Origin of the sequence: Citrobacter meridianamericanus (genome assembly GCF_041320245.1) — a bacterium.
GTDB lineage: Bacteria > Pseudomonadota > Gammaproteobacteria > Enterobacterales > Enterobacteriaceae > Citrobacter > Citrobacter meridianamericanus.
Window position 1 is genome coordinate 4431946 of record NZ_CP101036.1, and the last position, 19241, is coordinate 4451186.

The window sequence follows — 19241 nt, forward strand, 5'->3', positions numbered from 1 at the left end:
TTATCCTTATTTTTGTACTACGATGTTTTCTTGTGAGGGATCAACATGCTGCATTTGCAGCTTTTCCGTTGCGATCCGTTCAACACGGCTATGATCACCGAGCGCATTCTCCTCAAGGATCAAGTTGCGCCATTCGATATCTAACGCATCTCGCTCCAGAACCAGTTGCTCACGCTGCGCGGTCAGTAACCGCGTATGGTGTGCTGTGGTCACGACGGTAACCGCCGTCAAAATAATGCAAATGAACAGGCAGAGTGGCAGCTTCCCATACCGCAAAAGATCGTCACCGATCACGCCAGGCAAGGCATGGCGCTCGTTGCCTCCTATCGATCCCTTAACTTTGCTGAGGGCTTCTGTCACTCTGCCGATCATGCGTTCGTCCTCTCTGCAATACGCAGAACTGAACTACGGGCACGAGGATTTTCAGCAACCTCTTCTTCGCCCGGCATCATCTTGCCTAGTGCTCTTAACTCACGGCCGCCCAGCTTTTTGATCTGCGCTTCGGTCATCGGTATTCCAGCCGGAACCTGAGGACCACGGCTTTGTTCACGCATAAAGCGTTTCACAATGCGATCTTCAAGCGAATGGAAACTGATTATCGAAAGGCGACCTCCTGGTGCCAGCACGCTGAGCGAGCTTTTTAGCGCCTGCTCTATCTCCTCCAGTTCACTGTTCACCCAAATGCGCACCGCCTGGAAGGTACGGGTCGCGGGATGTTTGAATTTGTCTTTCACCGGCATTGCCGCCGCAATCACTTCCGCCAGCTCTTTGGTGCGGGTCATCGGTTCGATGCGATTGCGCTCTACGATGGCGCGAGCAATGCGTTTGCCGAAGCGCTCTTCGCCAAAGGTTTTAATCACCCAGGCAATGTCTGCTTCATCGGCGGTTTGCAGCCATTCAGCTGCTGACTGACCACGTGTTGGGTCCATACGCATATCTAATGGACCGTCACGCATAAATGAGAATCCGCGTTCCGCGTCATCAAGCTGCGGAGAAGAAACCCCAAGATCGAGAAGAATCCCGTCGATCTTACCGGTCAGTCCGCGTTCAGCGACATAGTCAGCCAGCGCAGAAAAAGGTCCATGTACGATGGAAAAACGGGGATCGGTAATCGTCTGTGCAACGGCAATCGCCTGTGGATCGCGATCGATAGCCAGTAAACGTCCTTCTTCGCCAAGCTGTGAGAGGATCAGACGTGAGTGACCGCCGCGACCAAATGTCCCGTCAATGTAGATGCCGTCTGGACGAATATTCAGGCCGTTTACGGCTTCATCCAACAACACCGTTGTATGTTTATAGTTTTCCATCATTTTATAGAGACAAATCCTGCAATCGTTCCGACAGCGCGCCGGTAACAGACTGCTCAGCGTCGATATCTTCCTTGACCTGTTGATACCAGGTCGTTTCATCCCACAGCTCAAACTTATTGAACTGCCCAACCAGCATCACTTCTTTCGTTAGCCCTGCGTGTTGCCGCAGAATGGGCGCTATCAATAATCGACCAGCGCTATCCATCTGACATTCGCTGGCATGACCCAGCAATAAGCGCTGTACGCGACGCTCAACTGGATTCATGCTCGACAGACGCGATAACTTCTGCTCGATAATTTCCCATTCAGGCAGGGGGTACAGCAGCAGGCACGGGTGATGGATGTCAATGGTACAAACCATTTGACCGGTAGCGCTCTCGAGCAGTTGATCCCGATAACGGGTAGGCACCGATAAGCGCCCTTTACTGTCGAGATTAACTAACGTTGCTCCCCGGAACATGCCAGTCTCACCCCCGATTACCACTTTATCCCACAAATTCCCACTTAAAGGAGTTTACGGAGCGGAGGAAAACCTTGTCAAGCAAGTCACGGCGCTTAGCGGAGCAAAAAACCCATTGTTTACGGCTAATATCTGCGTTGAGCAAATTCCGTACAGCAAACGAAGCAAATTAACGTCATGAATATTTGTAAGAAAAAAATCCAACAACTCATCATTGTTTAAAACAACTGAATATCATCAGAAGAAAATATAAAGTGTCAGTTTGCGACGCGAGCGGCATTTTAGGACAATATGCAGCGAGTTAACAGTACCAGTTAATCAGTCTGTACACCGCACAGGAGTGAGGCAGGGGCGAGATTGTCGCAGTACGGCAGCGAAGTGTTTGTTAATTCGTCAATTCCATACAAGCATGTAACAAAATAATACAACCGTAACGCGCAGTTACGTATCAATAACCCGAAAATGGTTAGTTGCTTTTTTAATTCGCCATTATTTAAGATGAAATTAAGATAATTCTAAAGAATATTCTTAATTATAATGCGGTTATTTCTGATAATGGCAAATTTGATGACGCCAGAGATATCCTGTCGACGTCATCAATAGAGAGGACTTAGTTACGGCTGAGAATACCGCGACGGTACAGATTACGCCGTATACGCGTTAAACCTGGTTTTGGTTTACGTGGCTCGTCAAGGCTTGCCAATACAATCTCCAGCACGCGTTCTGCAACATCACGATGGCGCTGCGCCACCGCCAGTACCGGGCACTGCAGGAAGTCGAGCAGTTCGTGATCGCCAAACGTCGCAATCGCTAAATCAGACGGTAATTGACCATCGCGACGCAGGGTCACATCCATCACTCCCTGCAGCAGGGCAAACGACGTGGTAAACAGCGCCTGAGGCATGGGATGCGTTTCCAGCCATTTATCAAACAATTGCGCGGCCGCTTCCCGCTCGTAGCTGTTGGCATACAGGAAATGCACTTCACGCGGATCGTCCTTCCACGCGGTACGGAAACCCTGTTCGCGCAGGAAACTGACGGATAATTCAGGGAGCGCCCCCAGATAGAGCACGGTTTCAGCAGGGAATTTACGCAGTTCCTCCGCCAACATTTCCGCATCATCCTGGTCTGCGCCCACGACGCTGGTAAAGTGTTCGCGATCCAGCGCGCGGTCCAGCGCCACAATTGGGAATGAACTGTTCGCCCAACGCTGATAGAACGGATGTTCAGGCGGCAAGGAGGTCGACACGATAATGGCATCAACCTGGCGTTGTAAAAGATGCTCAATACAGCGCATTTCGTTATCCGGCTGATCTTCAGAGCAGGCAATCAGCAATTGATATCCGCGCTGACGCGCCTGACGCTCCAGATAGTTTGCGATCCGGGTATAGCTCGTGTTCTCGAGATCCGGGATCACAAGCCCAATAGAACGTGTGCGTCCAGCACGCAGCCCGGCCGCCACGGCATTAGGGTGGTAATTATGCTCGCGCACCACCGCCATGACTTTTTCAACCGTTTTGTCGCTTACGCGATATTGCTTTGCTTTACCGTTAATAACGTAGCTTGCAGTCGTTCGCGAAACGCCGGCCAACCGAGCGATTTCATCCAGTTTCACAATTGCCCCTTGCGTAAAATGTACAAACCATAACCTTTGAGATGGCATGGGTTAAATTTATTAACATCTAAGCGCAGAATAATGACTCCGGCAACCGCTTTTGTCTCTGGTTACCGCTGATTTCGCAAAAAAAAGCCCAACCTGAGTCGTTGGGCTTGCGAATTAAGAACCCGATCATGATTAGCGCATGATTTTATCGCCGCGGGAAAGCCCCACCACGCCGGAACGAGCGACTTCCACAATTTTAGCGACTTCACGCAGCGTTGCCAGAAACGCATCCAGCTTATCGCTGGTGCCCGCCAGTTGTACGGTGTAGATAGACGGCGTAACGTCGATAATTTGCCCGCGGAAAATCTCCGTGTTGCGTTTCACCTCTTCCCGGCCATAACCGCTGGCCTGAATTTTCACCAGCATAATTTCTCGTTCAACGTGAGCACCCTGCCCCAGTTCGCTGACGCGCAAAACGTCCACCAGTTTGTGAAGCTGCTTTTCGATCTGCTCCAGGACTTTCTCATCTCCAACCGTCTGGATCGTCATCCGCGATAAGGTCGGATCGTCAGTCGGCGCGACGGTCAGGCTTTCAATGTTGTATCCACGCTGGGCGAAGAGGCCAATAACACGCGATAATGCACCCGACTCGTTTTCCAGCAATACTGATAATATCCGGCGCATAATCAGGTCCTCTCCGTTTTGCTTAACCACATTTCATCCATCCCGCCTCCACGAATCTGCATCGGGTAGACATGTTCACTACCGTCGACGGTAACATCGACAAACACCAGACGGTGGTTACGCACATGTTCCAGCGCTTCGCCCAGCTTGCTCTCCAGTTCATCAGGCCGATTAATCTGGATACCGATATGCCCATAAGCCTCAGACAGGCGCACAAAATCGGGTAGCGACTGCATGTAAGATTGGGAATGACGCCCAGAATAGATCATGTCCTGCCACTGTTTGACCATGCCGAGATAACGGTTGTTAAGGTTGAGTACCAGCACAGGCAGCTCATATTGCAGCGCCGTCGACAGCTCCTGAATGTTCATCTGAATGCTGCCATCTCCGGTGACGCAGACCACCGTTTCATCCGGCAGCGCCATTTTCACGCCTAACGCCGCGGGCAAACCAAATCCCATGGTGCCGAGGCCGCCTGAGTTGATCCAGCGCCGCGGTTTATCAAACGGATAGTATAGTGCGGCAAACATCTGATGCTGGCCAACGTCAGAGGTCACATACGCATCCCCTTTCGTCAGGCGCCAGATGGTTTCGATCACCGCCTGCGGTTTAATACTTTCGCTTTGCGTGTCGTATTTCAGGCATTGACGGGCACGCCAGTGCTCGATGTGTTGCCACCAGTCACGGTTATCATCCAGCGGCTGCAGCGACTTCTCCTGCTCCAGCAGTTCAAGCATCTGATCCAACACCAGGCGAGCATCGCCCACAATCGGAATATCTGCCGTGACAGTTTTTGAAATAGAGGTCGGATCGATGTCGATATGCAGCACGGTCGCATTCGGGCAATATTTTGCCAGGTTATTGGTCGTGCGATCATCGAAGCGAACGCCGACGGCAAAGATCACATCGGAATGATGCATGGTCATATTGGCTTCGTAAGTACCATGCATACCCAACATGCCCAGCGCCTGGCGATGCGTTGCCGGGAACGCACCTAAGCCCATTAGCGAGGAGACAACTGGCAGATTAAGTGCTTCAGCCATCTGCCTCAGCTGTTCGTGGCAGGCAGCATTCACCGCCCCGCCTCCCACATACACAACCGGTTTCTTCGCTGCGACCAGCGTCTGCAAAGCCCGTTTTATCTGTCCTTTGTGCCCGGTCGTCGTCGGATTATACGAACGCATACTCACTGACTCTGGCCAGCTGTATGGCAGTTTCTTCGCGGGATTCAGAATATCTTTCGGTAAATCCACCACCACAGGTCCCGGACGACCGCTTGCCGCCAGCCAGAAGGCTTTTTTCAGCACCTGCGGGATGTCTTCCGTTTGTTTAACCAGAAAGCTGTGCTTTACCACCGGACGGGATATGCCCACCATGTCACACTCCTGAAAGGCATCGTAACCAATCAGTGAAGTAGCGACCTGCCCGGAGAGGATCACCAACGGAATGGAATCCATATAGGCTGTTGCAATACCGGTGATCGCATTGGTTGCCCCCGGTCCGGAAGTGACTAAAACGACGCCCACCTCTCCCGTGGCACGCGCCAAACCATCAGCCATATGTACTGCGGCTTGCTCATGACGAACCAGCACATGATCAATACCGCCGACTGTATGCAACGCATCATAAATATCGAGGACGGCCCCCCCGGGATAACCGAATACCTGCTTCACACCCTGATCGATGAGCGATCGGACGACCATCTCGGCTCCAGACAACATCTCCATGGCTTGCCTCACTCTTATAATGAATAACGGTTTAACAACACATTAACCGCTGACGATGACGCATGGCAATTGACTCCGAAGGGGTGACACCGGAGTAAATAAGAATAAAATGAAGGAAAGAATCGAATATATGGAGAATTAAACCAGCATAAGCAATTGATATGATAAATAATCGCTTAAAAAGGGGGACTTACAGCAATTAGTCTATTTTTTTACACTTTCAGGTAAGCGTAAAAACCAGAGTTCAGCATAAAATTTCAGATATAAATCGAAAAGCAGAATAAACCAGATGAGCTATCCAGTTTATTCTGCCAGTGGCTACTGTTTACAGACAGAGACTAACAGTTCTTCCATCCATTGATGTCCTTTATCGCGCCCCGCAGCTTCATGCCAGGAAAGATAACATGTGCGGCTGTTCAATTTTAAAGGTAAAGGCAATACCTGCAGCTCTAAAGAATCGGCAAATTCCTCTGCCAACCAACGTGGCGCTATAGAGACCAGATGCGTTTGCGATACAATATTAAGAACGCTAATTAATGCCATGCCCTGATAGGCCACGCAGGATTGTTTATCCGGGGTGTCGTACCACGGTTGACTGAATGAAGCGAAGCGATCGAGCGAAACCACGGCATGCTGTTCATTATAGAGATCGCTTTCCAGCAGCGGACCACTAATGCGCGGATGCTTTTTGCTCGCCACTAACACCATTTCGTCATTGAATAACGGAATACTGGTGAATTCCGGACGACGGAAGTCTTCATAGCTAATAACAAACTCAGTTTCCTGATAACGTAATTGATGTTCTGTATTCTGGTTGAGCGAAGATTTAAATACGACATTAATGTTTGGCGCGACTTGTTCAACCCGATTATAAATCATCGAAGTAAGGATATTATCTAACGGACTGCATACGCAAAGATTGAATACACGCTCGCTGCTGCCAGGTTCAAAGCCCGAACCTGGCAGTTCGTTCTGTACTAATTGCAACGCCTGGCGAACGGAACCAAATAGCTGGAAGGCCCTGGCAGTCGGCTGGATCCCGCGACCATAACGCACAAAAAGTTCATCGTTGAACATGACCTTCAGGCGCGCAACCGCATTACTGACTGCAGGTTGCGACATCCCCAACGAATGGGCAGCACGAGTAATGTTTTGTTCCTGCATCACCGCATCAAAGACGGTTAATAAATTTAGATCAACCATGCGAAGCTGTGGCTTCCCCATCTCTATAAGATTTGGTTTATCTATTATTTTTACTTCTGGCATATTTAACTCCACTGTCACTCTAAACTCCCTTTTAATCCCAGACGGAGTGAAGAAATAACCTCCGTTAATATGATTTACCATGCATATAAAATGAGAAAAAGAGAAAACATTAAAATTAGGAAAACATAAAGGCACAAATCTGAATGTGCAAAAAAACACTACAAACGCCGCGCGGAAGAAGTCATTGCGCGATGATTCATATGTTTAAATTTCAAAAGCAATATAACCATAAGCATGGCGAATAAACAATCATACGCTTCATGAATACGTATTTAAGTTTTAATTAAATGTTTATATTATTAATACATTAAAAGTTAACATTAATTTATCAATTTTGGGGTGGTACACTGGTCATACCCATTCATAGTTACTATAAAAATAGATAAATCATAAAGATATAAAATCCCAATCGGGATGATATCTCTAGCTCATCGTTACAATAAATGCAAATAAGTATGCTCAAATATGTCAAACCGTGAAAACTGTGTTCAGCCCTCAGTGAATTAATTTTATATACCCAGAAAAATTCAGCACAATTCGCTTAAGTTTTGTTGAAACTTTATCCCTTAAGCAGGGCATTTACGAGGCATGGGGTTGACATCAGACCTCATATCCAGTACCACTAAAAGCATATCGCATTCGCCTGGAGCCAGATTGATGACTTACATTGCTCGTTTTAACGGTCTACTACTACTAAACGCATCTTCATTGCGCGGTAGACTGGTGGACGACATTCAGCATTAAGTCAGCTCCAGTTAAGACAAAAACCCGCGCCGTTGCGCGGGTTTTTTTATGCTCGAAGCAAGGCGCCCTAAAGACCAAGGACCAAAACCATGAGCCAGCAAGTCATTATTTTCGATACCACCTTACGCGACGGTGAACAGGCGTTACAGGCGAGCCTGAGTGTGAAAGAAAAACTGCAGATTGCGCTGGCCCTCGAGCGTATGGGCGTTGACGTGATGGAAGTGGGTTTCCCGGTTTCTTCTCCAGGTGACTTTGAATCCGTACAAACCATCGCTCGTCAGGTTAAGAACAGCCGCGTGTGCGCCTTAGCCCGCTGCGTAGAAAAAGATATCGACGTTGCAGCGGAATCGCTGAAGGTCGCAGAAGCTTTTCGTATTCATACGTTTATCGCCACCTCACCGATGCATATCGCGACGAAATTACGCAGCACATTGGATGAAGTGATCGAACGAGCAATCTACATGGTTAAGCGTGCGCGTAATTATACGGATGACGTGGAGTTCTCATGTGAAGATGCGGGACGTACTCCTATCGCCGATCTGGCCCGCGTGGTAGAAGCCGCGATTAACGCAGGTGCAAAAACCATCAATATCCCCGATACCGTCGGTTACACCATGCCATTTGAGTTTGGCGGAATTATTTCCGGCCTGTATGAGCGCGTACCGAATATCGATAAAGCCATTATCTCCGTGCACACCCATGATGATTTAGGTCTGGGCGTTGGCAACGCACTGGCAGCCGTTCACGCAGGTGCTCGCCAGGTGGAAGGCGCAATGAACGGTATCGGCGAACGCGCCGGTAACTGCTCACTGGAAGAGGTGATCATGGCAATCAAAGTACGCAAAGATATTTTGAACGTACAGACCCGCATTAATCACCAGGAAATCTGGCGTACCAGTCAGTTAGTCAGCCAAATCTGCAACATGCCTATCCCGGCCAACAAAGCGATTGTTGGTAGCGGCGCGTTTGCCCACTCTTCTGGTATCCATCAGGATGGTGTGCTGAAAAATCGTGAAAACTACGAAATCATGACCCCTGAATCCATCGGCCTGAACCAGGTACAGTTGAACCTGACCTCTCGTTCCGGACGCGCTGCGGTAAAACACCGTATGGACGAGATGGGATATAAAGAAAATGAATACAACCTGGACAACCTGTACGACGCTTTCCTGAAACTGGCGGATAAAAAAGGTCAGGTATTTGATTACGACCTGGAAGCGCTGGCCTTTATTAACAAACAGCAAGAAGAGCCAGAGCATTTCCGTCTGGATTACTTCAGCGTGCAGTCCGGCTCAAATGACATCGCCACCGCCTCCGTCAAACTGGCCTGCGGTGAAGAAGTTAAAGCCGAAGCGGCGAACGGTAACGGTCCAGTCGATGCCATCTATCAGGCCATCAACCGTGTCACCGAATATAACATCGAACTGGTGAAATACAGTCTGACCGCCAAAGGGCACGGTAAAGATGCGCTGGGTCAGGTGGATATCGTTGCCAACTATAACGGTCGTCGCTTCCATGGCGTCGGTCTGGCAACGGATATCGTCGAATCTTCCGCAAAAGCGATGGTTCATGTGCTGAACAACATCTGGCGCGCTGAAGAAGTCGAAAAAGAATTGCAACGCAAAGCTCAGAACAACGAGAACAACAAGGAAACCGTGTGATGTCGAAGAATTATCATATTGCTGTTTTGCCGGGTGACGGTATTGGCCCGGAAGTGATGGCGCAAGCCTTGAAGGTACTGGACGCAATCCGCAACCGTTTTAACATGCGCATTACCACCAGCCACTACGACGTGGGTGGTGCGGCCATTGATAACCACGGCCAGCCGTTGCCGCCTGCGACGGTTGAAGGCTGTGAGCAAGCTGACGCCATTTTGTTTGGCTCCGTTGGCGGCCCGAAATGGGAAAACCTGCCGCCAAACCAGCAACCTGAACGCGGCGCGCTGCTGCCATTGCGTAAGCACTTTAAATTATTCAGCAACCTGCGTCCGGCTAAGCTGTACCAGGGACTGGAAGCATTTTGCCCTCTGCGTGCAGATATTGCCGCCAACGGTTTCGACATCCTGTGCGTGCGCGAACTGACCGGCGGGATCTACTTCGGTCAGCCAAAAGGCCGCGAAGGCAGCGGACAGCATGAAAAAGCGTTTGATACCGAGGTTTATCACCGTTTCGAGATCGAACGTATTGCGCGTATCGCGTTTGAATCCGCTCGCCAGCGTCGCCGTAAAGTCACGTCGATTGATAAAGCAAACGTACTGCAAACATCGATTCTGTGGCGCGAAATCGTCAATGAAATTGCGAATGAATATCCGGACGTTGAACTGGCGCATATGTACATCGACAACGCGACAATGCAGTTGATCAAAGATCCCTCGCAGTTCGACGTGCTGCTGTGTTCCAACCTGTTTGGCGATATTCTGTCTGACGAGTGCGCCATGATCACCGGTTCAATGGGCATGTTACCGTCCGCCAGCCTGAATGATCAGGGTTTTGGCCTGTACGAGCCCGCTGGCGGCTCCGCCCCGGACATCGCCGGAAAAAACATTGCCAACCCGATCGCGCAAATCCTGTCACTGGCGCTGCTGCTGCGCTACAGCCTGGACGCCAATGATGCGGCAACCGCAATTGAGAGCGCCATCAACCGCGCATTAGAAGAAGGTATTCGCACCGGTGACTTAGCCCGTGGCGCTGCCGCAGTCGGTACCGATGAAATGGGTGACATTATTGCCCGTTATGTCGCAGAAGGGGTGTAATCATGGCCAAAACGTTATACGAAAAATTGTTTGATGCGCACGTCGTCTATGAGGTGCAAAACGAAACCCCGCTGTTGTATATCGACAGACATCTGGTGCATGAAGTGACCTCTCCGCAGGCATTTGATGGGCTGCGCGCGCATGGACGTCAAGTTCGCCAGCCAGGTAAAACCTTTGCCACCATGGACCACAACGTCTCCACACAGACCAAAGACATTAACGCCTCCGGCGAAATGGCGCGTATTCAGATGCAGGAATTGATCAAAAACTGCAATGAATTTGGTGTCGAATTGTACGATCTGAACCATCCGTATCAGGGGATCGTCCATGTAATGGGGCCTGAACAAGGCGTGACGTTGCCGGGAATGACCATCGTCTGCGGCGATTCCCACACCGCTACACACGGCGCGTTTGGCGCGTTGGCCTTTGGTATTGGCACCTCTGAAGTTGAACACGTGCTGGCGACGCAAACCCTGAAACAAGGGCGCGCTAAAACCATGAAGATTGAAGTCAATGGCAAAGCAGCCCCAGGCATTACTGCCAAAGATATCGTGCTGGCGATTATCGGTAAAACCGGTAGCGCAGGCGGTACTGGACACGTGGTTGAGTTTTGTGGCGAAGCCATCCGCGCGTTGAGTATGGAAGGCCGAATGACCCTGTGTAACATGGCCATTGAAATGGGTGCCAAAGCGGGTCTGGTCGCACCGGATGAAACCACCTTTAACTATGTGCAAGGGCGTTTACACGCTCCGAAGGGCGAAGATTTTACCCACGCGGTTGAGTACTGGAACACACTGAAAACCGACGACAACGCAACCTTTGATACCGTCGTCACCCTGCAGGCAGAAGAGATTGCGCCGCAGGTTACCTGGGGAACGAATCCGGGTCAGGTCATCTCAGTGAACGATAATATTCCCGACCCGGCGTCATTTTCCGATCCGGTAGAGCGCGCATCGGCTGAGAAAGCGTTGGCTTACATGGGATTAAAACCGGGCATTCCCTTAACAGAAGTCGCTATTGATAAAGTGTTCATCGGTTCCTGCACCAACTCGCGTATTGAAGATTTACGCGCAGCGGCAGAAATCGCCAAAGGGCGCAAAGTCGCGCCGGGCGTACAGGCGCTGGTAGTGCCGGGTTCTGGTCCGGTGAAAGCGCAGGCGGAAGCGGAGGGTCTGGACAAGATCTTCATCGAAGCTGGGTTTGAATGGCGTTTACCGGGCTGTTCGATGTGTCTGGCGATGAACAATGACCGCCTGAACCCAGGCGAGCGCTGTGCCTCCACCAGCAACCGCAACTTTGAAGGCCGTCAGGGCCGCGGTGGTCGCACACACTTAGTCAGCCCGGCCATGGCCGCCGCTGCCGCCGTTACTGGTCATTTTGCCGACATTCGCAGCATCAAATAAGGAAACTACCATGGCAGAGAAATTTACCCAGCATACCGGCCTGGTTGTCCCACTGGATGCCGCCAACGTTGATACCGACGCTATTATTCCCAAACAGTTTTTGCAGAAGGTTACCCGCACCGGTTTTGGCGCTCATCTGTTCAACGACTGGCGTTTTCTGGACGAAAAAGGCCAACAACCTAATCCTGACTTCGTGCTGAACTTCCCGGAATATAAAGGTGCGTCAATTCTGCTCGCGCGGGAAAACTTTGGCTGCGGCTCATCTCGCGAACATGCGCCGTGGGCGCTGACCGATTATGGCTTTAAAGTGGTGATCGCCCCAAGCTTCGCCGACATCTTCTACGGCAACAGCTTCAATAACCAACTGCTGCCGGTCACCCTGAGCGATGCGCAGGTTGATGAACTGTTCGATCTGGTAAAAGCCAATCCGGGGATTAAATTTGAAGTGGATCTCCAGACGCAGGAAGTGAAAGCGGGCGAGAAGTCCTATCGCTTTAAAATCGACGACTTCCGCCGTCATTGCATGCTGAATGGTCTCGACAGCATCGGGCTGACGCTGCAGCATGAAGCGGCCATCACTGAGTACGAAGACAAGCAGCCGGCGTTTATGCGCTAGACCTTGTTATGCCGGATGCGCATATTGCATCCGGCAACGTCATTACACGTCCTTCACCCGCCCGGTCATCATAAGCGTGACCATAGAAATCGCCGCAATCACCCAATAAACGGCAAAATGCCCGTAACTTTGCGCAACAGCACCCTGAATCACTCCCGCGAGGATGACGCCGGTCGAAATACTGTTGGTAAATAATGTGGTCGCTGAACCCGCACGTCCGGGCATTAGATCCTGAAACCACAGCATGCCTATCCCGGCAATAATACCGATGAAGATCGCGTTAAACAGTTGCAGCACCAGCAGTGCTGTCCGGCTATGAAAGAAGATCAGCCCAAGGTAAAACAGCACACCTGCCGCGACGGCGGCGATCATCATTCGCCGTTTACCAAAGCGCTTCACGTAGTAGCCCGCCAGAATCATCGCCGGAATTTCCAGCCCGGCCGCCGTCCCCATCAGGATCCCGGCCAGCTTGTCCGGCAAACCCAGCTCAAGGCTTATCCACAGCGGCATATCGATGATGTACATGGTGTTGCAGGTCCACATCAGCGTGGAGGCAACAAATAGCATACGCACATTTTTGTCCTGCCAACCGCCGGTTTGTTCCAACGGCACGTCAACGGGCTGCTCCACCCGAGCGACAGACGGCAGAATCAGCGCAATCAGCACCAGGCTAATGGCAAAAATCCCTGCGGCAATAGAAAACATTGCCGTGAAGCCGTAATTCAGCGCCAGCATGAAGGCCAGCGGCGGTCCGATCACCCAGGCCAGCGAAAGCTGCGCACGCATCACCGAACTAAACATCACTACTTCACGCGCGGAGTTATCCGCATATTCCCTCGCCAACGCAAACAACTGCGGCATGGCTGTATTCGCCAGCGAGGCCAACAGCACACCACAGGTGATCAACGTGAGATAATGGCGATTGAAGGCAAACAGCAGCGCGTTGCCAATCGCCATCAGGCAGCAGAACATGATCAGCTTACGCCGATCGCCCTGGCTGTCGGATCGTTTCGCGAGGCCAAGGCTGACGACGATCCCGACAATCGCATTGACGGTGTAAAACAGCCCGACCCAAAATGGCTGCACTCCGACTTCACGGCTCAGGAACAGACTCAGAGTGGGTGCCTGCAATGCCCCCGCCACGCCCATCATAAAAGCGACCAGCATAAATGCCGCGTAAACGCCGTTGAGGCGCCGTCCCATGGTCATAATCCAGAGCATATCTTTCCTTTTAAGCGCAGCTGAAACGAAAAAAGCCAGCAGATAATACCTGCTGGCGCGGCGATTAACACCAATACTCAGTCACACATGATGTCTGCAATTTCCAATTCAGGAGTCAGATGTCATCTCCCACTGCATCAGCTCTTCGAGCATCTTTAAGCGCTGCGGTGCGCTCAGGCAAGCCAACCAGGACGATTTTTCTGTCGTGGTAAAGTACTTCAACCAGAACTGACGCATAGATGACCCCTTCGTTGTCTCATCGCTTCATCGGAATCTATTATTGGCTTAATATAGGGATTATAAAATTGCTGAGTTTTCCGCAGGAGTTCCCCTTTTATGTCTTCTGGTCGTTTGCAACAACAGTTCATCCGTCTGTGGCAATGCTGTGACGGCAAAACGCAAGACACGACGCTGAACGAGCTGGCGGAACTGCTAAGCTGCTCGCGCCGCCATATGCGTACGCTGCTTAATACCATGCAAGATCGCGGCTGGTTAACGTGGGAAGCTGAAGTTGGACGAGGTAAACGCTCGCGACTGACATTCCTCTATACCGGGCTGGCGCTCCAGCAGCAGCGCGCGGAAGACCTACTGGAACAGGATCGCATCGATCAACTGGTGCAACTGGTCGGTGACAAAACGGCCGTACGGCAAATGCTGGTCTCCCATCTGGGTCGCAGCTTTCGCCAGGGTCGGCATATCATGCGCGTTCTCTATTATCGCCCCATGCACAACCTGCTGCCCGGCACGGCATTACGCCGCTCCGAAACCCATATCGCCCGGCAAATCTTCAGCGCCTTAATTCGGGTAAATGAGGAAAATGGGGAACTGGAAGCGGACATTGCCCATCACTGGCAGCAAATTTCACCTTTACACTGGCGATTTTTCCTGCGTCCGGGGATCCATTTTCATCATGGCCGCGAACTGGAAATGGCAGATGTTATCGCCTCACTGATGCGCATTAACAGCCTGCCGCTGTACTCACACATCACGCAGATCGTCTCTCCCACGGCCTGGACGCTGGATATCCATCTGGCCCAGCCAGACCGCTGGCTTCCCTGGCTATTGGGGCAGGTCCCCGCCATGATCCTGCCGCGAGAATGGGAAACGCTAAACAACTTCTCCAGTCACCCGATTGGTACCGGTCCGTATGCGGTAATACGAAACACCAATAACCAACTGAAAATTCATGCATTTGATGATTACTTTGGCTACCGGGCCCTGATCGACGAAGTTAACGTTTGGGTATTACCTGACATCGGCGAAGAGCCAGGCGGCGGTTTGACGCTACAAGGTCCCACCGAGGATGAAAAGGCGATCGAAAGCCGCCTCGAAGAAGGTTGCTACTACCTGCTGTTTGATGCGCGTAGCCACCGTGGAGCTAACCAGGAGGTCCGCGAATGGGTAAGCCGCATTCTCTCGCCGACCAATTTAATCTGCCACGCCGACGAACAGTACCAGCGACTGTGGTTTCCCGCGTATGGTTTACTCCCCCGCTGGCATCACGCAAAACCCGGCCATGGTGAAAAACCCGCCGGGCTGGAAACGCTGACGATCACCTACTATCGCGATCACATCGAACATCGGATTATTGCGCAGATCATGAAGACGTTGCTGGCGCAGCATCAGGTGCAGTTGACTATTCAGGAGATCGACTACGATCAATGGCATGCAGGAGAAATCGTCAGCGATATCTGGCTTAACAGCGCCAACTTTACCCTACCGCTCGACTTCTCACTGTTCGCCCATTTGTGCGAAGTCCCGTTACTGCAAAACTGTATCTCGCGTGACTGGGAAAACGATGCGGCCCGCTGGCGAACGGGCGAAATGAGCCTGGCTGCATGGTGCCAACAGCTGCTCGCCACAAAGGCCATTGTGCCGTTAATCCACCACTGGCTGATCATTCAGGGGCAGCGCAGTATGCGCGGACTGCGTATGAATACTCTCGGCTGGTTTGATTTTAAATCGGCGTGGTTTGCTCCGCCGGATCCTTAATTGCTGCTAAGCAACAAAATCATTACACTAACGCCGTTCTCAACGGGGTGCTAAATAAAAACATACACAAAATCATTCGATCTGCGTATGGGCTGAGAGATACCCGTCGAACCTGATCCGGATAATGCCGGCGAAGGGATTTGAGGCTTATCTCAAGTCCTTTGCCACCCAACTCTTGAGGTGCAAAGTGTTTAAAAAATGTCTTCCGCTTTTACTGCTGTGCGCAGCGCCTGTCTTCGCCAAACCTGTACTGACCGTCTATACCTACGACTCGTTCGCTGCTGACTGGGGGCCGGGTCCGACAATCAAAAAAGCGTTTGAAGCTGACTGCAACTGTGAATTGAAACTGGTCGCGCTGGAAGATGGCGTTTCGCTGCTTAACCGCCTGCGCATGGAAGGAAAAAACAGCAAAGCCGACGTTGTGCTGGGCCTGGATAACAATCTTCTGGAAGCCGCTACACAAACTAACCTGTTCGCCAAAAGTGGCGTAGCAAGTGACGCCGTTAACGTGCCCGGTGGCTGGAAAAACGATACCTTCGTTCCGTTTGACTACGGTTATTTCGCCTTCGTTTATGATAAAAACAAGCTGACGAATCCGCCTAAAAGCCTGAAGGAACTGGTTGAAAGCGACCAAAAATGGCGCGTCATTTATCAGGATCCGCGTACCAGCACGCCGGGGCTGGGTCTGCTGCTATGGATGCAGAAAGTCTATGGCGATAAAGCGCCAGAGGCCTGGCAGAAACTGGCGGCAAAAACCGTCACCGTCACCAAGGGCTGGAGTGAAGCCTACGGCCTGTTCCTGAAAGGTGAAAGCGATCTGGTACTCAGCTATACCACCTCTCCGGCTTATCACATCATCGCCGAGAAAAAAGACAACTACGCCGCCGCTAACTTTAGCGAAGGCCATTATTTGCAGGTGGAAGTCGCCGCGCGTACTGCGGCCAGCAAGCAGCCGGAACTGGCCGAGAAGTTCCTCAAGTTTATGGTGTCTACGGCATTCCAGAATGCGATTCCAACCGGCAACTGGATGTATCCGGTGACGCAGGTCGCCCTACCGTCAGGATTTGAGCAATTGGAAAAACCAGCCACTGCGCTCGAATTTACCCCGCAGCAGGTTGCGGCTCAACGTCAGGCATGGATTAGCGAATGGCAACGCGCCGTCAGCCGTTAATTCCCGGCTGGCTGGTTCCAGGGCTTACCGCCGCCACGCTGATGGTGACCGTGGCCCTGGCCGCGTTTCTGGCGCTGTGGTTTAACGCCCCGCAGGGAGAGTGGTCCTCGCTGTGGCAAGATGACTACCTGTGGCATGTGGTGCGCTTTTCTTTCTGGCAGGCTTTTCTATCCGCTGTGTTGTCGGTTATCCCGGCGATTTTCCTTGCCCGGGCGCTCTATCGTCGCCGTTTTCCAGGACGTCTGGCGCTGCTGCGCCTGTGCGCCATGACGTTAATCCTGCCGGTGCTGGTCGCGGTATTCGGTATTCTTAGCGTCTATGGTCGTCAGGGCTGGTTGGCCTCGCTCTGGCATGCCTTAGGGCTGGAATGGACCTTTTCGCCTTACGGTTTGCAGGGCATTCTGCTGGCGCACGTCTTTTTCAATCTGCCGATGGCCAGCCGTCTGCTGTTGCAGTCGCTGGAGAATATTCCCGGCGAACAGCGACAGTTAGCCGCTCAACTCGGGATGCGCGGCTGGCATTTCTTCCGTTTTGTTGAATGGCCGTGGCTTCGTCGGCAAATCCTTCCCGTCGCAGCGCTCATCTTTATGCTGTGCTTCGCCAGCTTCGCCACCGTTCTGTCGCTGGGCGGCGGGCCACAGGCCACCACTATCGAACTGGCTATCTATCAGGCGCTGAATTTTGATTACGATCCTGCCCGCGCCGCCATGCTGGCGTTGATCCAGATGCTGTGTTGTTTAGCGCTGGTGCTACTCAGCCAACGCCTGAGCCGTGCTATTGCGCCGGGCACCACACTGGTTCAGGGCTGGCGCGATCCAGACGATCGTTTGCACAGCCGTCTGGCCGACTCGCTGCTGATTATTCTGGCCCTGCTGCTGTTGCTACCGCCGCTGCTGGCGGTGATTGTCGATGGTCTTAACCGTCAGGTACTGGATGTGCTTACGCAGCCAGCACTATGGCAGGCGTTGGGAACCTCACTGCGCATCGCGCTGGCGGCAGGTGCGTTGTGCGTCATACTCACCATGATGCTGTTATGGAGTAGTCGTGAACTGCGTGCCCGCCAACAGATGCTGGCAGGACAAATGCTGGAGCTGAGCGGCATGATGATCCTCGCTATGCCAGGCATCGTGCTGGCAACCGGCTTCTTTCTGCTGCTCAATAATACTGTTGGGCTCCCCGAATCCGCTGACGGCATTGTCATTTTTACCAATGCACTCATGGCGATCCCCTACGCATTGAAGGTGCTGGAAAACCCAATGCGTGACGTGACCGCGCGTTACAGTATGTTGTGCCAGTCGTTAGGAATCGAGGGATGGTCGCGCCTGAAAATGGTTGAACTTCGCGCCCTGAAGCGCCCGCTGGCGCAGGCGATGGCATTTGCCTGTGTGCTGTCGATTGGTGATTTTGGCGTAGTGGCGTTATTTGGCAACGAGGATTTCCGCACCCTGCCGTTTTATTTATATCAGCAGATTGGATCTTATCGCAGTCAGGATGGCGCGGTGACGGCGTTTTTGCTGCTGATCCTGTGCTTTACACTGTTTACTGTTATTGAGAAATTGCCGGGGCGAAATGTTAAAACTGATTGATATCACATGGCTTTATCACCATTTGCCAATGCGCTTTACGTTGTCAATCGCGCGCGGTGAGCAGGTAGCGATACTCGGGCCAAGCGGCGCCGGGAAAAGCACGCTGCTGAATCTGATAGCCGGCTTTCTCACGCCAGCCAGCGGCACCATGATGATTGCAGGTGAAGATCACACCACCACACCGCCCTCTCGTCGCCCCGTTTCGATGCTGTTTCAGGAAAACAACCTGTTCAGTCATCTGAACGTGCAGCAAAATATCGGCCTGGGCCTTAATCCTGGATTGAAGCTGAACGCATCGCAACGGGAGAAAATGCACTTCATCGCCCGGCAAATGGGAATTGACTCACTGCTGGAGCGACTGCCCGGAGAGCTTTCCGGCGGGCAACGACAGCGCGTGGCGCTGGCGCGTTGTCTGGTACGCGAACAACCCATTTTGCTGCTTGATGAACCTTTTTCTGCACTAGACCCTGCGCTGCGCCAGGAGATGTTAACGCTGGTGGCCGAAGTCTGTCGCGAGAAGCAACTGACGTTACTGATGGTTTCCCACAGCGTAGAAGATGCGGCGCGAATTGCGCCCCGCTCGATTGTGGTCGCCGACGGGCGCATCGCCTGGCAGGGCGATACGGACGATCTGTTAAGCGGCAACGCTAGCGCCTCGGCGCTATTGGGCATTAAAACCGGATGACAAGTTGGCAGATTTCCCAGG

The 19241-nt window shown here is 52.0% G+C and carries 18 protein-coding genes and 1 riboswitch; of the genes, 9 read left to right on the forward strand and 9 right to left on the reverse strand.

The genetic code is table 11. From position 1 onward, the window contains the following. Positions 1-6: 6 nt before the first annotated feature. The 7 genes from ftsL to leuO all read right to left on the reverse strand — a co-directional run bounded on the left by ftsL (position 7) and on the right by leuO (position 7050). Positions 7-372 carry a cell division protein FtsL gene (gene ftsL, locus NMD08_RS21620; protein ID WP_370619026.1) on the reverse strand — a complete coding sequence of 122 codons (366 nt, stop codon included), beginning with the start codon at positions 370-372 and terminating at the stop codon, positions 7-9. After that, complete coding sequence (gene rsmH, locus NMD08_RS21625; RefSeq protein WP_042312345.1) at positions 369-1310, reverse strand: 16S rRNA (cytosine(1402)-N(4))-methyltransferase RsmH; 942 nt, start codon at positions 1308-1310, stop codon at positions 369-371. Before rsmH ends, ftsL begins: the two co-directional genes overlap by 4 nt. Before the next feature lies 1 nt (position 1311). Continuing rightward, positions 1312-1770: a division/cell wall cluster transcriptional repressor MraZ gene (gene mraZ, locus NMD08_RS21630; protein WP_005124560.1), complete on the reverse strand. Its 459-nt coding sequence runs from the start codon at positions 1768-1770 to the stop codon at positions 1312-1314. Between the two features lie 610 nt (positions 1771-2380). Further along, a complete protein-coding gene (gene cra / locus NMD08_RS21635; RefSeq protein ID WP_003018794.1) occupies positions 2381-3385 on the reverse strand; it encodes a catabolite repressor/activator in 1005 nt (334 codons plus the stop codon). 180 nt (positions 3386-3565) lie between these two features. Further along, a complete protein-coding gene (gene ilvN, locus NMD08_RS21640; RefSeq protein ID WP_003829566.1) occupies positions 3566-4057 on the reverse strand; it encodes an acetolactate synthase small subunit in 492 nt (163 codons plus the stop codon). Between the two features lie 2 nt (positions 4058-4059). After that, positions 4060-5784, reverse strand: coding sequence for an acetolactate synthase 3 large subunit (gene ilvI, locus NMD08_RS21645; RefSeq protein ID WP_370619028.1), 1725 nt, complete (start codon positions 5782-5784; stop codon positions 4060-4062). 318 nt (positions 5785-6102) lie between these two features. Next, entirely contained in the window at positions 6103-7050 is a 948-nt protein-coding gene (gene leuO / locus NMD08_RS21650; RefSeq protein ID WP_151216734.1) for a transcriptional regulator LeuO, read from the reverse strand. 657 nt (positions 7051-7707) lie between these two features. Between leuO and leuL the strand changes: the two genes are divergently transcribed. From leuL to leuD, 5 genes are all read left to right on the forward strand, one after another. Then, positions 7708-7794 (forward strand): leu operon leader peptide, encoded by an 87-nt coding sequence (gene leuL / locus NMD08_RS21655; protein ID WP_048998978.1) that lies wholly within the window; start codon positions 7708-7710, stop codon positions 7792-7794. Between the two features lie 89 nt (positions 7795-7883). Beyond that, on the forward strand, positions 7884-9455 hold the full coding sequence (leuA, locus tag NMD08_RS21660) for a 2-isopropylmalate synthase (protein ID WP_048212702.1): 1572 nt from the start codon (positions 7884-7886) through the stop codon (positions 9453-9455). Further along, complete coding sequence (gene leuB, locus NMD08_RS21665) at positions 9455-10546, forward strand: 3-isopropylmalate dehydrogenase (RefSeq protein WP_003845728.1); 1092 nt, start codon at positions 9455-9457, stop codon at positions 10544-10546. Before leuA ends, leuB begins: the two co-directional genes overlap by 1 nt. A 2-nt stretch (positions 10547-10548) precedes the next feature. Then, positions 10549-11949, forward strand: coding sequence for a 3-isopropylmalate dehydratase large subunit (gene leuC, locus NMD08_RS21670; RefSeq protein WP_370619030.1), 1401 nt, complete (start codon positions 10549-10551; stop codon positions 11947-11949). 10 nt (positions 11950-11959) lie between these two features. Then, positions 11960-12565, forward strand: coding sequence for a 3-isopropylmalate dehydratase small subunit (leuD, locus tag NMD08_RS21675; protein ID WP_151224548.1), 606 nt, complete (start codon positions 11960-11962; stop codon positions 12563-12565). Between the two features lie 42 nt (positions 12566-12607). On the opposite strand, the gene NMD08_RS21680 is transcribed toward leuD, so the two are convergent. Next, on the reverse strand, positions 12608-13786 hold the full coding sequence (locus NMD08_RS21680) for a sugar efflux transporter (RefSeq protein WP_252838418.1): 1179 nt from the start codon (positions 13784-13786) through the stop codon (positions 12608-12610). A 108-nt stretch (positions 13787-13894) separates the two neighbouring features. Then, positions 13895-14023 carry a glucose uptake inhibitor SgrT gene (sgrT, locus tag NMD08_RS21685; RefSeq protein ID WP_003018817.1) on the reverse strand — a complete coding sequence of 43 codons (129 nt, stop codon included), beginning with the start codon at positions 14021-14023 and terminating at the stop codon, positions 13895-13897. A gap of 99 nt (positions 14024-14122) precedes the next feature. Between sgrT and sgrR the strand changes: the two genes are divergently transcribed. From sgrR to thiQ, 4 genes are all read left to right on the forward strand, one after another. Next, positions 14123-15778, forward strand: coding sequence for an HTH-type transcriptional regulator SgrR (sgrR, locus tag NMD08_RS21690; RefSeq protein ID WP_151224546.1), 1656 nt, complete (start codon positions 14123-14125; stop codon positions 15776-15778). A 33-nt stretch (positions 15779-15811) separates the two neighbouring features. Further along, positions 15812-15935: riboswitch (TPP riboswitch) on the forward strand. A 30-nt stretch (positions 15936-15965) separates the two neighbouring features. Then, positions 15966-16949 carry a thiamine ABC transporter substrate binding subunit gene (thiB, locus tag NMD08_RS21695; RefSeq protein ID WP_151216729.1) on the forward strand — a complete coding sequence of 328 codons (984 nt, stop codon included), beginning with the start codon at positions 15966-15968 and terminating at the stop codon, positions 16947-16949. Next, complete coding sequence (gene thiP / locus NMD08_RS21700; protein WP_370619033.1) at positions 16925-18535, forward strand: thiamine/thiamine pyrophosphate ABC transporter permease ThiP; 1611 nt, start codon at positions 16925-16927, stop codon at positions 18533-18535. Before thiB ends, thiP begins: the two co-directional genes overlap by 25 nt. Further along, complete coding sequence (thiQ, locus tag NMD08_RS21705) at positions 18519-19220, forward strand: thiamine ABC transporter ATP-binding protein ThiQ (protein WP_286541058.1); 702 nt, start codon at positions 18519-18521, stop codon at positions 19218-19220. Before thiP ends, thiQ begins: the two co-directional genes overlap by 17 nt. Positions 19221-19241 lie beyond the last annotated feature (21 nt).

What these genes read in the sequence shown, in the direction of transcription:
- ftsL (WP_370619026.1), bottom strand. Translation starts at nt 372, where the DNA reads ATGATCGGCAGAGTGACAGAAGCCCTCAGCAAAGTTAAGGGATCGATA.
- rsmH (WP_042312345.1), bottom strand. Translation starts at nt 1,310, where the DNA reads ATGATGGAAAACTATAAACATACAACGGTGTTGTTGGATGAAGCCGTA.
- mraZ (WP_005124560.1), bottom strand. Translation starts at nt 1,770, where the DNA reads ATGTTCCGGGGAGCAACGTTAGTTAATCTCGACAGTAAAGGGCGCTTA.
- ilvN (WP_003829566.1), bottom strand. Translation starts at nt 4,057, where the DNA reads ATGCGCCGGATATTATCAGTATTGCTGGAAAACGAGTCGGGTGCATTA.
- ilvI (WP_370619028.1), bottom strand. Translation starts at nt 5,784, where the DNA reads ATGGAGATGTTGTCTGGAGCCGAGATGGTCGTCCGATCGCTCATCGAT.
- leuO (WP_151216734.1), bottom strand. Translation starts at nt 7,050, where the DNA reads ATGCCAGAAGTAAAAATAATAGATAAACCAAATCTTATAGAGATGGGG.
- leuL (WP_048998978.1), top strand. Translation starts at nt 7,708, where the DNA reads ATGACTTACATTGCTCGTTTTAACGGTCTACTACTACTAAACGCATCT.
- leuA (WP_048212702.1), top strand. Translation starts at nt 7,884, where the DNA reads ATGAGCCAGCAAGTCATTATTTTCGATACCACCTTACGCGACGGTGAA.
- leuB (WP_003845728.1), top strand. Translation starts at nt 9,455, where the DNA reads ATGTCGAAGAATTATCATATTGCTGTTTTGCCGGGTGACGGTATTGGC.
- leuC (WP_370619030.1), top strand. Translation starts at nt 10,549, where the DNA reads ATGGCCAAAACGTTATACGAAAAATTGTTTGATGCGCACGTCGTCTAT.
- leuD (WP_151224548.1), top strand. Translation starts at nt 11,960, where the DNA reads ATGGCAGAGAAATTTACCCAGCATACCGGCCTGGTTGTCCCACTGGAT.
- NMD08_RS21680 (WP_252838418.1), bottom strand. Translation starts at nt 13,786, where the DNA reads ATGCTCTGGATTATGACCATGGGACGGCGCCTCAACGGCGTTTACGCG.
- sgrT (WP_003018817.1), bottom strand. Translation starts at nt 14,023, where the DNA reads ATGCGTCAGTTCTGGTTGAAGTACTTTACCACGACAGAAAAATCGTCC.
- sgrR (WP_151224546.1), top strand. Translation starts at nt 14,123, where the DNA reads ATGTCTTCTGGTCGTTTGCAACAACAGTTCATCCGTCTGTGGCAATGC.
- thiP (WP_370619033.1), top strand. Translation starts at nt 16,925, where the DNA reads ATGGCAACGCGCCGTCAGCCGTTAATTCCCGGCTGGCTGGTTCCAGGG.
- thiQ (WP_286541058.1), top strand. Translation starts at nt 18,519, where the DNA reads ATGTTAAAACTGATTGATATCACATGGCTTTATCACCATTTGCCAATG.